A 13,447-nucleotide genomic window follows, 5' to 3' on the forward strand; every position below is an offset into this window, starting at 1 on the left:
GCTAATGCATGGCGGTCGAACCAGACAACCCTTGATAAGCGACGCCAACGCTGTGGCCAACCTGGCTGTACGTAAGCATCACGTGGACGGTGCGATTATCGACCTTGCCCGCTTGTGCCCAACCTATGTCGTTACTGACGAAATAGCGTCCGTCCAAGGCTAATTTTCCTGGCCCCATGGCTGTACTGCCGATGACACCGAAATAGGGCAGACCATAGGTACCGTCGAGTTCGCCGTATTGGTAGCTCAGGCTTAGGTCGGGATTGACCGCGTAGTATGGCGCAATGATTTATGGCTGATTTGCAGGGGTGACTCGACCTGCACGCAGTCGCCCCTCCAATTTCCCTTGGTTGGACACCGTGAGCTTGACCTCCACCGTAGCAGCCCCGAATCCGCCCTAAGCCCGGGCAACGTTGCGGAGCGATATTTTGGGGTGCAGGATGCTCAATGAGCCGAGCTGCTGACCTGAAGCTCATACCTCGCTTGTGTCAATTCTGACTCCGCCTGCTGCAGCACCGATTTGACTCTCGGACGAGGCCTGGAATGCGGTCTCAGATCTCTTCATCGAAAACTCATGGACGAGGGTGGCCACGCCTGAGCGACCGGCTGATGCTCGATGGCATACTCTGGGTAATTTGCTCAGGTGCTGCGTGGCGAGACATGTCTGAGCGCTTCGGCCCATGGTCAACGGTGTATCAACTGTTTCGGATGGCGAAATCAGGTGACGTTCGATCAGATGCTCAAACGCTTGCACCTGAGGCTGAATGAGTAAGACCTCCCGAGCAATTCTCGATAACCTCGGACATCAAAGTGCAGAGCAGATGCAGGAGATCACATGCCATGGAGATCGCCGAGGAGGTCGTTAGCTCCACGGCGGTGACTGCGAACTCTAAAATCTGCCCGGTGCAGCCCGTAATGCTGGCGTTTGGAAGATGAGTTCGCCGGACGCTTACGCAGGTAAGTGTATTCCGACCCGTCCGGTTTGTCGGTCGAGGGGCCGACCACCTCCAATTTTCCTTTAACAACCGTCACATCTGACACGCTCTGTCCCCGTCGAAATGGCCGCGCTAAGCCAGCAGTTACTGGATACGGGCTGACTGGCTGGCCGCCAATTTGACCGGCCACCCCTCTCTATCCTGCGCACGAGATTGCTGTTACCGCAGCCAGTCCATCAATTGATTCACCATCGTCCAGAACATCTGCCTCAACGTCCGCTGCGTCTATGGCATCGGCGTTACATAGGCAATGAGGTGGGCTTCTCTGGATCGTCGGTGACATGCGTACTCCCTACACAAAAGCCCCGCCTGAAACGTGCTCGCTTAAGCTCTGCGCAGTGAATAGCCCGGAAGAATCACATCTCACCCCCAAATCTCGTTAACATCTACACGATTTGCGGCGACAAGAATTATTCGTGTCGGACGCTCTAGCTTTTTTCTTGCAGATGAAAGGATTGTCCGGTGCCTCTGAAGCTAACTGTATTAGATCAAACCCCGATTCACGAACATCGCACCACTGCGACTGCTGCAGGCACATCAGTGGAATTGGCCATGGAGTGCGACCGCTGGGGCTATCACCGCTACTGGGTAGCAGAGCACCACAACAGTATTCAGTTCGCCGGTGCCGCGCCAGAGATCCTGCTCACACGAATAGCCAGTGCCACTAGACAAATGCGAGTAGGCAGCGGCGGCGTGATGCTGACCCACTACAGTCCCTACAAGGTGGCCGAGACCTTTGCTCTCATTGGGGGACTTTTTCCAGGCCGTGTTGATTTAGGGATCGGGCGAGCGCCTGGCGGCAGCCACCTCAGCGCTGTTGCGCTTGCGGCCCCAGGGAATGTTTTGCAACACGATCACTTCCCCCAACAGGCAGCAGAACTCTGCGCATTTATTAGGGGGGATTTCCCTGCCGGTCATGCTTACTCAGCGCTGTCCTGTAACACCGATGCGTCCAGCATGCCCTCTCTTTGGATGCTTGGATCTGGCGGAGGCAGCTCAACACTGGCCGGGCAGCTCGGCATGGGCTTAGCCCTCGCGAAATTCATTGCTCCCAAAACATGCTCTCCTGCGATTTTCCAACATCACGCCGAAATGTACCGCCGGTCAACCGTGACCACCACTCCTCCTCGCCTGGTAGCGCTGGCTGTCATCTGCGCCGAGTCAGATGAGGAAGCACGGCTGATCGCCGGCACTGCGGTGTACAGAAAAATGATGGCCGGTGGGAAGAGGGAAAGATTGCTGAGCCCTGACGAGGTGCAGCGTCGTTACAAACTGATGAGTCGCCATGACCAGGATGAGTTCGATAACACGCTCAGCGATATGGTGGTTGGGTCGCCAGAAACCTGCCGTGGGAAACTCCAGGAAATCGCAACCGAATTTGGGTGTGAGGAAATAGGCGTTGTGACCGTCACCCACAGCCTGGAGAACAGAATTCGGAGCTATGAACTCCTTGCGAATGCATTCGGCTTAAGTGACCGATAACGATTACAGGGTAGCTGTCATTAGTCGCTCGGTGATCAAGCGGCTGATGACTTGGTGCACTCAGCTCGAGCTCAGACGCCTACGCGATCCAGGGACGTTTCGATGAAGCCTGCTTTGAGGTAGAAGTTCTTGGGCGTTCCCACTTGAGCTTTGGAGGACGCGCCACTTGCTCCCCCTCTCACGCGCCATCTGCTCACCCTCAGAGATGAGTAGGTGGGCAACGCCCGAAGACCTTTTATCAGGAACCACGTAGAGCTCGGTAATGGCGCCGGAGCTACCCCCACGCGTTAATCGATCCTCGTTAATCATGATGATTGCGATGGCGAACTCTTCCTTGAGCAGTGGGAAGCCGAACGATCTCTCTGGTATCTCCTCGAGAAGCTCCTTCCCCACCAGACTGCGGCCAGGCGTTTCCGATCCTCGTTGCTCTGATACGAGCGCCCCCAAAAACTGCTAACAAGGCCAGGTGGTTCACTTCATTGCTCGTATCGACACCGCCGTACCTTCCCCCGAACCGATCGGTGACCCCAGCTGAGAAATTCGTTGCCCTCGGTCATCAGTGAAATTTTTCGCCTTTGACTCTGACTGCCCAAGCGGTACGCACCTGCAGCCAAACCATAAACATGTTTACCTTAAAGCCTTCATGCGAAATCTAGAAAACCCATAGAAACAGATCCTTGACGAGGGAGTTCGTGCGCCTTATAACGTTAACATGTTACCAATGAGCATCCTGAGGAAAGCCTCCCCGCTACCGCCTCAGACCGGTCACGCTCACCGGCTCGGATAGCTCGATACCGAGCGCTTCCTGCGCGACCGACTGGTTGCCAAGTGCTTGGCATTCCTCCCTAACAACAAACGCAAAGGGGATGCAATTGACTCAATCTGATCGAACTGCGGATTTCATCATTGTCGGCGCTGGCTCAGCCGGATGCACGTTGGCGGCAAGACTCTCGGAAGATCCCAACACACTGGTTCTCCTGCTTGAGGCTGGCGGATTCTCGAAAGACCCATGGCTCAACATTCCAATCGGTTACGCTAAAACCGTTGGCAATCCCAAGCATGACTGGGGCTTCAATTCGGCCCCCGAATCCGAGTTGAACGATCGCGAGATCCCATGCCCGCGTGGGCTTGGCGTGGGCGGTTCAAGCTTGATCAACGGCATGCTCTACGTTCGCGGGCATCAGCGCGATTACGATCAATGGGAAGCGCGAGGCTGCGAAGGGTGGGGTTGGAACTTCATGAAGAAGTACTTCGATAAGAGCATGCACTACCCTGCCGCTACCCCCCCAGCTTCGACTAATGCCAACCCGCTATGGATCACTGACCTACCCAAAGACAAGGTTTCGGACGCATTCGTGGCATCCGCCGCACGCGTAGGCATCCCTTCCACCGACGACTTCAACACCGGAAACAATTTCGGCGCCGGCTACTACCGGATGAACGTGCGTGCCGGCAAAAGAATGAGTGGTTACACGGCCTACCTCAAGCCCGTAGCGCATCGCAAAAACCTCAGAATTCTGACTGACTGCACCGCTGCCCAAGTCGTGTTCGAAGGCACCAGAGCGGTGGGCATAGTGGTCATAAGGGGTAGCGAGCAGATAACACTCCGAGCCACCAAGGAGGTGATCCTGAGTGCCGGCGCGATACAGTCCCCTGCGATCCTCCAACGCTCCGGCATAGGCCCTGCTTCTCTTCTTGAAACCTTAGGAATTCCGGTGTTGGTAGATTCTGCCGGGGTTGGTCGCAACCTTCAGGATCACTTACAGATTCGAATGACTTATGAGTGCCAAGGCATCAAGACACTCAACGAGTTGAGCCACAGCCCAGTCCTCAGTGCGATTGAAGTTGCTCGATACGGGCTTTTTCGTACAGGCGCATTGGCGACAGCAGTGCATCGAGCTGGAGCATTCTTCAATGTACTAAGCACACCGGAATGGCCAGACGCACAGATTCATATGGCGCTTCTAAGCTTTGACCGTCGACAAGAGCCAATGCATTCGTTCCCCGGAATCACACTTTCCGGCTGCAATCTGCGCCCGTCCAGTCGTGGATTTGTTGCGATCGAAAGCAGCGATCCCAAGCGCCCTCCTCTCATCAGATTCAACTACCTGGAAACGGATCATGACAAGGAACATGCCGTCGCCATGGTTCGCAAAATTCGAACGATTGCTGCCGTAGAGCCATTGGCTTCGCTCATCAAGCGCGAGCACGCTCCTGGCCAGGAACGTGATTCTGGTGAAGCAGTTTTTGACTGGATCAGGCAGACCGCCAGCAGCATTTTCCACCCAGTAGGGACTTGCGCCATGGCTGATACACCGGATTCGCCAGCAGTGTTGGATTCAAGACTCAAAGTTAATGGCGTTGATTCGCTCCGCGTTGTCGACGGATCCGTGATGCCAGAGCTGGTATCTGGGAACACGAACGCCCCGATCATCGCCATCGCGGAGAAGGCTGCGGATTTGATTCGAGAAGATTGGGCTTAAGCAGCCCACAGCGTCACCAAATAACAATCACAGAACTCACCTGGTGCTGCCATGACAAAACTACAAGAAACGCTTGCGCTCAAGCCTATGAACGCCTTCCAAATAGCCGCCATATTCATGTGCGTGCTACTCAATATTGTGGACGGCTTCGACATCCTGGTGATGGCGTTCACAGCACAGCACGTGTCCAGCGAATGGGGGCTGTCTGCTTCAGAGCTCGGGGGGCTTTTCAGTGCGGGCATCATTGGCATTGCCATTGGTTCGATGGTCATTGCGCCCCAAGCAGACAAGGTAGGTCGACGGACTATCATCCTGCTCTGCCTGGTGATTTCCGGCATCGGAATGACGCTTTCCAGCCTAAGCGAGTCGGCGTTTCAACTCGGCGCACTGAGGGCTCTCACAGGGTTAGGGGTTGGAGGTCTGCTGACCTGCTCAAACATTATCGCCAGCGAGTATGCCTCCCAAAAATGGAAGGGGCTTGCCGTGACGATCCTGGCTAGCGGAGTGGCGCTCGGGGCTACCTTCGGCGGGATGCTTGCCATCGTCCTGATAGAAAATTTCGGTTGGCGCTCGGTCTTTCTGTTCGGCGGCATCAGCACCTTCGTGATGATACCGCTGGTGGTTGGCCTGTTACCTGAATCGCTGGATTTCTTGCTGACTCGCCAACCAAAAGACTCACTCGCGCGAGTCAATAAGCTTGCTCGCCGCTTGGATCTGGAGCAGGTGAGCTTACTTCCTCAACGACCAACCAAGACTTCCCCCAAGCCCAAGTCTCTGTTCGCTGGGCTTGTTGAGGGCAAGTGGCTGAAAACCTCAGTCTGCATTTGGCTTGCATTCTTCATGACAATGTTCACCTTCTACTTCGTCATGAGCTGGACACCTAAGCTGCTTGCCACCAGTGGGCTGTCGGCCAAAGAAGGGATCACTGGTGGACTGCTGCTCAGCGCCGGCGGCATCATCGGCTCGGCCGCGATCGGCTTGCTAAGTGCCCGATTCACGATCGTACAAGTGCTCGCCAGCTTTATGGGGCTCAACGCTGTTCTGATGTTCAGCTTCGCCTTCTTCTCATCGGTGTCGAGCCTGGCTTTCTTGATCGGGTTCTTTCTCGGCTTTACCGTGTATGCCTGCATGGGCGGGCTTTATGCTGCAGTGGCGATTCTCTATGAGCCTGGCCTGCGAGCAACGGCGCTTGGCTTTGCAACGGGAATCGGTCGCGCCGGCGGAATTCTCTCCCCGCTGATCGCAGGCATCCTGATTGACTGGCAATTCAAATCGCAGACTCTGTTCATGCTCTACGGCTGCGCGATGGTGCTTGGATGCATTGCAGTTTTGACTGCGAATCGCCACAGCCACGCTGGATCATCTATTAGCTCGAACCCATCCGAGACTGCGGCGAACAGCTGACTTAGCTCGCTTACGTACACCCCGGCAGAACCAGCAGCCGGGGTGTACAACGATTGCTGAATCACCCTCCCCTAAAGCTGCTCCACAACCTTGCCACAGTCTGCCGTTAACTCAATTCCTCCCCGTACCAGATGAAAAATCAGGACGCGACAGCATCAACCCTCGGTCATAGATTTGATCAGCTTGGGCTCTTTTCACATTAAGCACTGCCATTCGTAACCTGCCCGGTATGCAGCTCTGATTAGCTAAGCCATTTCGGCTGCCGCATCGAATCGCAAAAGCGTGTACTCCGCGCCTCCTGACGTCTTAGAGAGGACGCACGTGCACACATGAGGTGCACGACATCCAGGAGCAGTGGTCTGCCCCATGCACCACATCCATCATCTGTAGGATACCGAGTAGGAAAAACACACGAGATACTCATGGAAGACGCTGCCTTACCCAGCCGTATTCGAACCCGCGACCGAACAATACAAACAACACTGTCGCCCCTGGGAAATGATGCAATGAGCGAAAATCCAACACGGACGATCAGCGCAACCGTTCTGCACGCCTTCAGCATGGCAATTTTGCAGATTCAACGCCTGGCGCAGGAATGCACTGTTTCCGATTTTCATGGGTCGGCCCTAGACGAATTGAGAAAACTCATTGCGTTCGACAAGGCCTGGTGGGGACGCTCTGCGTTGATCGAAGGTCTTCCAGTCCGACATAGCAGCCATCTGTTCGAACTGCCGGTCGACTTCCTTCAGGACTGGGAATCGATACGTACTGAGGATGTGACCATCCAGCTAAATCGCGCGACTCCAGGACGAACAGTCTGGGTGGACTCGAGAAACAGCAGCCCAGGGCTGGATTGGCTAGGTAAGCGGCACGATATCGGTGACTTCATCTGCATCAGCCTGCCCCATCACCAAACGCAATTGGTGGATCACCTCACGCTTTACAGGACAAGCAGAGCGTCCCAATTCAACCACACCGATCGATTGCTGCTGGATGCGGCCATGCCCCACCTCAATGCAGCTGTCACCACCAACCAGATCCAAACATTCAAATCTCGGCGCGGCACTCTGATGGAGCGCAGCAATCTCGCATTGGCGGTATGCGACAAGCAAGGCGTTCTCTACAGCGCAGAAGATGGATTTCTAGATTTGCTTCTAACCGAGTGGCCGAAATGGCGCGGCCCGAAGCTGCCAGATCAACTGCGACAACCGAGCTATAAAGGCGAAAATTGTGAAGTCCAAACCGACCCTGTGGACGATCTTCTGCTGGTCATCCTTCGCAAGCAATCCCCTGTCGACTCACTCAGCAGTAGAGAGTCAGAGGTGGCCCTCCGCTTTGCTGATGGCAGCACCTACAAAGAGATTGCACAAGAGCTGAAGGTTGCTCCAAGCACTGTTCGACACCACATTCGCAGCATCTACACGAAGCTAGGCGTTAACGATAAAGCTCGATTCGCCCAGCTCATGCATCCCCTCCTAACTGAGGTTTATCCCTGACTTCCCTGAGGCCGCCTAGTACGGCACGGGCCCGCTTTGCCTGCAAAAACCATTTCCAGCAAAGGGTCGATAACAATGCACAAGATCCAGCCCTCTCCCCGTCTTCAGATGACAGCATTGATCGCCTATGCGGCGATCACTGCATCTATCCTGCTGACGACCCCCGTAATCGCAGCTCAACTGGCCCTAGAACGCGGGTTGGATGCAGCGCAAGTTGGTCTGCTCTTCTCCATCGAACACAGCGGAATGAGTCTCGCCGCCCTTCCCGCTCTATGGTGGCTCAAGAGAGTCAACTGGCGTTATGCAGCCACTGTTGCTGCCTCCATCTACATCATCGGAAACATTGCGTCCGCCATGGTGGAGGATTACGGGTCATTGCAGGTTGCAAGGGCGGTTAGTTCTTTTGCGGCAGGCTCGCTCATGATTCTCAGCTTGTCCTGTGCTGCACGCCACCCAAACCCCAGCAGAGCCTATGGTGCCTGGGTACTCGGGCAACTCGTGCTCGGGGCAATTTGCCTAGCCGTGCTACCCCGCCTTTACGGCCATTTCGGCCTGCCCGCTGGCTACCTATTGCTTGCTGGGCTGATGATCATCGCGCTGCCACTTGCTCGTGGGATGCCGCACAGCAATCGCGCTAAACCAGCGCCCCAGGGACACGCAAAAACATTCCCCCTCCTCAAAGCACTGCTCGGCAGCGCCGCTCTACTGGGCTTCTATGTTGCACTTAGCTCGGTGTGGACATTCATAGGGGCCATAGGAAAGAGCGCGGGGCTAAGCGCAAACGCCAGCGGGGATATTCTCGCCGTAGCAACCTTGTTTGGAATTGGAGGCGCAACCACCGCCACAGCCATTGGTGGACGATGGAGAAGAGCTCCCCTTCTCTGCGCAGGGTTTGGAATGATGATCGTCTCTATGGGATTGCTGATGAGTGATCCTCAGCTAGCGCGTTACACCTTGGCAATCTTCATCTTCAAGTTCACCTGGACTTACACACTGCCCTTCATCCTGGCCAACCTCGCTGCAATTGACCAGTCCGGAAGACTGATGGGGATCAGCAATCTGGTAATAGGCACAGGCATTGGCACTGGGCCGATCCTGGCCGGCTTTCTGATTAGCCACGACCCAAGCTTCAGCTACCTACTGATCTGCTCCGCCTCCATCGCTGCTTTGTCCTTGCTGCTCATCCTCAGCGGTCGGCGACTTGCATCTTCACACCCCTTGACTCAATCGATCTGAATGGAGTTTTACATGCCGAGCCATACTGCTTTTCTCTTCGATGAAATGACCTTCTGGCACAGCGCAAGTCAGTATGCGTTAACGCTTCCTGTCGGTGGGTGGGTGCAACCACTCGCCGGCGGCGGGCATGCCGAATCCCCCGAAACGAAGCGCCGACTGAAAAACCTAATCGATGTTTCTGGACTGTCTAGCCACCTCAAGATCAGAACGGCAATACCTGCGGCTGAATCAGATTTGCTCCGCGTCCATCCCGCTCATTACCTGAAGCGCTTCAAATCTCTCAGTGACGAGGGAGGTGGCGAACTGGATCATCGAGCCCCGACCGGCCCCGGTAGTTTTGAGATAGCGAAGCTATCCGCCGGCCTCGCCGTTGCAGCAGTAGAAACTGTTCTTCAAGGAGAAGCCACGAACGCCTACTCGCTTTCCCGACCACCAGGGCATCATTGTTTACCCGACAAGGCCATGGGGTTCTGTTTCTTGGCGAACATCCCGATTGCCATTGAGTCAGCAAAAGCGCGGTTTGGCCTGGGCAAAGTCGCCGTGATCGACTGGGATGTTCATCACGGAAATGGCACGCAAGCGGTCTACTACAACCGCCCCGATGTGCTGACAATTTCCATACACCAAGATCGATGCTTTCCGCCCGGATACAGCGGCACCTTAGACCAGGGAGAAGGCAGTGCCGTAGGCACCAACTTGAACATTCCACTGCTCGCAGGTAGCGGCCATGAAAGCTATCTGGAGGCCATGGAGAGCATTGTAATCCCGGCGTTGCAACGGTTTGAGCCGGAACTCATCATCGTGGCATGTGGTTACGATGCGAACGCTGTCGACCCTCTAGCCCGCATGCTGGCACACAGTGAGACTTTCAGGTGTATGACGCGCTTGGTGCGCGAAGCGGCTGAGCGACTGTGCCAAGGGAGGCTCGTTTTCGTACACGAGGGAGGTTACTCAGAGGCATACGTCCCGTTCTGCGGGCTAGCCGTCCTGGAGGAGCTATCGGGTCAGCGCACCGAGGTAAACGACCCTCTGCTCGATATGTTACTCAAGCAGCAGCCAGGTGAAGAGCAGCGAGCACTGCAAAGCGGTTTGATAAAGGAGATGGCGAAGCACTTCAATCTTGCCAGCTGAAGGTGCAGTAGGGCCTTCTTCATTCTCGGTGCCAGCACCAGGATAAAAAATGCCGTCGTAGCAGTCCGCTCCGACGGCATTTTGCAGAGCTTAGAGTTATCTGCTACCTACCCCGCACAAGCCTTCGCGACAGCAACAGAAGCAACGTAGCAAGCACCATCATGATGGTCGCCGCCGCGAGCAGCACAGGGCTGAGTGCCTCCCGGGCGACCGTAAACATTTCGCGGGGAAGTGTTCGTTGATCTGGGCCTGCCATGAACAATGTCACAACCACCTCATCGAGGGAAGTTGCGAAGGCGAACAATCCTCCCGAGATAAGGCCAGGCGACAGCAGTGGCAACGTGATGAAGCGGAACGTACTCAGCGGTGTCGCGCCCATGCTTGCAGCGGCCCAAAGCAATCTGGTGTTCACCGTACCGAGTGTGGCACCGACGTTTACCACGACGAACGGGACAGCCAGGGTGGTATGGGCGATCACCAGACCGGTGAAGGTTCGAGTCAGACCCACCTTCGAAAATACGAAGTACATCCCAACTCCCACGATGACTGCCGGAACAATCATCGGCGCCATTAGCAAAACTTCGATGACTCTCTTGCCCGGCATAGACGGATGACGCAAACCCAGCGCAGCTGACGTCCCAAGAATCAATGAAAGCACTGTGCTGACAATGGCAACGAGGAAGCTATTTCCCAAAGACTCCAGCCAGGCGCCTGAGGCCAAGAACATCCAGTACCACTCGAGTGTGAAGCCCCCCATCGGCAGCGACATATATCGGTTATCGCTGAACGAGAGAGGCAGGACACTCAGAACCGGAAGTACGAGAAACGCCAAGACCAGAATACTTGTAAGGGCAAGACTGACGCTGCCAAATCCGGCTAGGGCGCCACGATTCAAATTACGGATCATTTTAAATTCCCCTGCCCACTACGGCGAGCCAAGCGAGCCTGAACGAGATACAGGGCCGTGGTGGCAACCAACAAAATCACACCAAGCGCTGAAGCGAGCCCCCAGTTCAAGGTGGCGGTTGTGAACTGAGCGATGTAGAAGCTGATCATCTGATCACCCGGCCCGCCGAGTAGCGCAGGGGTAATGTAAAACCCGAGCGTAACGATGAAGACCATCAAAGCGCCGGCTGCCAGACCTGGTAAAACCTGCGGCAGATAGACCTGGAAAAATACCCGTACAGGTCTAGCCCCCATCGAATACGCGGCTTGCGAAAGCAACGGATTCACTGCGTCCATTGATGCCAAAAGGGGGAAAATCATAAACGGCAGCATGACGTGCACCATTGCGATAAGTACTCCGCTTCGGTTGTACAGAAGCTGCATCGGGCTATCGATCAGGCCAAGATTCATAAGAAGGGAGTTCACCATGCCTTGATCCTGGAGCAGCACCATCCAAGCCGTCGTGCGAACGAGGATGGACGTCCAGAATGGCAGCAACACCATGAGCAGCATGAAATTTCGAGTTCTGGGAAGCTGCCGCTGCAGAAATGCGCACAATGGAAAGGCCAGTAGCGCACAAAGCACTGTCGTTGCCCCGGCGATCAAAAACGTGCGTCCGAGAATATCCCGATAGACACTTCCCTCAGCCTTGGCGACGAGCCCCTCTCGATAATCATGCTTTTGCCCAACAGCAGAAAGCAGATGATAGGTACTGACGCCGCCGCTCGCGCGCTTGAAGGTTTGCCAGGTGGGATTTGCCAGCCAGCGCTCATCAAGGCGCCCAAACGCTTCGGCAGTATCATCGAGCTCGCTCACCTTCCGCTTGGCCGTCATCAACATGGCCCTAAGCTCAGGCTGCTCATTTGCCAACCGCCGCGCTGCACCGGCCAAATCTCGCGGTGATACAGCACCAAGATCTTTCGCCAAAGCCTTGTAGAGCATCACTGGCGGATCCGACACGCCGTCCCATTCTTGAAGCGCGCCTGCAGTGGCAGGCATGGCTTGGCTTAGTTCTTCATCGGCCACCGATTGCCAAAGCAGCGTGCCAATAGGCCCAACGAAGCTCAGAGCGAGAAAAACTACCAACGGTGTCAGTAGCAGGTACGCTCGCACCAGCGCAGCTCTGTCGCGTCGAGCAATCACCGGTGGAGTCGTATTGATAGCGATAGTAGTCATAGCATGCTCCCAACCTATCGCACCGACCAGGCTGCCCACTTGGCATTGATTTCATCAATGCGGTCGACCCAAAACTGATCATCGATCATCAGGATGTTCTGTTTGTTTTGATCAGCTATCGGGGAGTCAGCCATCTCAGAGGCAGGAGTCTGTTCGATACCCGCCTTAGAGGTGATGCCGGTATGCTGAGCCGCTGGCCAGAGGCGCTGGTTTTCACCCTGCCCCATGACCTTCAGCAACCCATACGCTTTGTCGACGTTAGGTGAGTTCGCAAGAATGACCCAGCTATCCATAGTCTGAAGGGACTGGTTCCAAACCATGCCGAAAGGCTTCTTATCCAGCTTCACCGCATTGGTGACTCGTGAGTTGTAGACGCTACTCATTGCAACCTCTCCGGACGCGAGAAACTGCATGGGTTGCCCCCCAGTTTTCCAGAACAGGAGCTGAGGCTTGATCGTGTCGAGCTTCTTGAAAGCACGCTCGACTCCTCCTGGACTGTTGAGGGTTTTGTATACTTCGCTCGGAGCCACACCGTCAGCCATCAGGGCGATTTCGAGATTGCCTTTGGGCCCTTGGCGCAGCGCGCGCTTACCGGGGTACTTGTGCAGGTCAAAGAAATCTGTCCAACTCTGTGGCGGGATTTTGAGCTTACTGGTGTCATAGGTCAGCACGAAGTTGTAGACGTTGTTTCCTACCCCGCACTCACTAACGGCTTCCGGTATGTAGTTCTTCTCACCCCCAATTCTGGTGAAATCCAGCTGCACAAAAAGACCCTCACTACACCCAAGCAAAAGATCTTCACGCTCGACCTGGACGACGTCCCAGCCGCCATCTTCACTTTCGGCCCGAGTGCGAAGCAGGCCAATCCCGCCATCCCAGCTGTCCTCCAATACCTTGTCGCCGCTCTCCTTGCTATGGGGTTCAAAGAAGATTTTGCGTTGCGAGTCCTGATAGGCACCGCCCCAGGACACTACCGTCAGATCGCGGGCAAGTGCAGGCGCGGCCAGGCAAGCGAGAGTGGCGGAGGCTGCAAGCACACAAGATATTTTTCGAATAGTTTGCATAGATTTAGACCCGTATTTATTTTTGGAGATCGGCA

11 protein-coding genes and 1 pseudogene are annotated in these 13,447 nt (G+C 55.4%); 7 read left to right on the top strand and 5 right to left on the bottom strand.

The window, feature by feature from the left end; translation table 11 throughout:
* Window position 1 precedes the first annotated feature (1 nt).
* Window positions 2-289, bottom strand: coding sequence for an OprD family outer membrane porin (locus LU684_RS30640; protein ID WP_442964194.1), 288 nt, complete (start codon window positions 287-289; stop codon window positions 2-4).
* Between the two features lie 235 nt (window positions 290-524).
* Here LU684_RS30640 and LU684_RS02495 point away from each other — a divergent pair.
* Window positions 525-769 (top strand): annotated as a pseudogene (locus LU684_RS02495) (transposase); the annotation flags it as partial.
* A 688-nt stretch (window positions 770-1,457) separates the two neighbouring features.
* On the top strand, window positions 1,458-2,477 hold the full coding sequence (locus LU684_RS02500) for an MsnO8 family LLM class oxidoreductase (RefSeq protein WP_232894073.1): 1,020 nt from the start codon (window positions 1,458-1,460) through the stop codon (window positions 2,475-2,477).
* 60 nt (window positions 2,478-2,537) lie between these two features.
* On the opposite strand, the gene LU684_RS30645 is transcribed toward LU684_RS02500, so the two are convergent.
* Window positions 2,538-2,870: a hypothetical protein gene (locus LU684_RS30645; protein WP_442964190.1), complete on the bottom strand. Its 333-nt coding sequence runs from the start codon at window positions 2,868-2,870 to the stop codon at window positions 2,538-2,540.
* A 473-nt stretch (window positions 2,871-3,343) separates the two neighbouring features.
* On the opposite strand from LU684_RS30645, the gene LU684_RS02505 reads away from it, so the two are divergent.
* The 5 genes from LU684_RS02505 (at window position 3,344) to LU684_RS02525 (ending at window position 10,227) form a co-directional block, all read left to right on the top strand.
* On the top strand, window positions 3,344-4,960 hold the full coding sequence (locus LU684_RS02505; protein WP_232894074.1) for a GMC family oxidoreductase: 1,617 nt from the start codon (window positions 3,344-3,346) through the stop codon (window positions 4,958-4,960).
* Window positions 4,961-5,011: 51 nt separating this feature from the next.
* Window positions 5,012-6,364: an MFS transporter gene (locus tag LU684_RS02510; protein ID WP_232894075.1), complete on the top strand. Its 1,353-nt coding sequence runs from the start codon at window positions 5,012-5,014 to the stop codon at window positions 6,362-6,364.
* A gap of 422 nt (window positions 6,365-6,786) precedes the next feature.
* Complete coding sequence (locus tag LU684_RS02515; RefSeq protein ID WP_332880184.1) at window positions 6,787-7,860, top strand: response regulator transcription factor; 1,074 nt, start codon at window positions 6,787-6,789, stop codon at window positions 7,858-7,860.
* A gap of 75 nt (window positions 7,861-7,935) precedes the next feature.
* Window positions 7,936-9,096 carry an MFS transporter gene (locus tag LU684_RS02520; protein ID WP_232894076.1) on the top strand — a complete coding sequence of 387 codons (1,161 nt, stop codon included), beginning with the start codon at window positions 7,936-7,938 and terminating at the stop codon, window positions 9,094-9,096.
* Between the two features lie 12 nt (window positions 9,097-9,108).
* Complete coding sequence (locus LU684_RS02525; protein ID WP_232894077.1) at window positions 9,109-10,227, top strand: class II histone deacetylase; 1,119 nt, start codon at window positions 9,109-9,111, stop codon at window positions 10,225-10,227.
* Window positions 10,228-10,330: 103 nt separating this feature from the next.
* Here the strand turns inward: LU684_RS02525 and LU684_RS02530 are convergent, their stop codons facing one another.
* From LU684_RS02530 to LU684_RS02540, 3 genes are read right to left on the bottom strand one after another with little or no spacing between them, the layout of a single operon-like run.
* Window positions 10,331-11,134: an ABC transporter permease gene (locus tag LU684_RS02530; protein ID WP_232894078.1), complete on the bottom strand. Its 804-nt coding sequence runs from the start codon at window positions 11,132-11,134 to the stop codon at window positions 10,331-10,333.
* Window positions 11,131-12,348, bottom strand: a complete 1,218-nt coding sequence (locus tag LU684_RS02535; RefSeq protein WP_232894079.1) for an ABC transporter permease — start codon at window positions 12,346-12,348, stop codon at window positions 11,131-11,133. Before LU684_RS02535 ends, LU684_RS02530 begins: the two co-directional genes overlap by 4 nt.
* Window positions 12,349-12,362: 14 nt before the next feature.
* On the bottom strand, window positions 12,363-13,412 hold the full coding sequence (locus tag LU684_RS02540; RefSeq protein ID WP_232894080.1) for an ABC transporter substrate-binding protein: 1,050 nt from the start codon (window positions 13,410-13,412) through the stop codon (window positions 12,363-12,365).
* Between the last annotated feature and the right edge of the window lie 35 nt (window positions 13,413-13,447).

Source organism: Pseudomonas sp. NMI542_15 (assembly GCF_021283425.1).
Taxonomy (GTDB): Bacteria; Pseudomonadota; Gammaproteobacteria; order Pseudomonadales; family Pseudomonadaceae; genus Aquipseudomonas; species Aquipseudomonas fortuita.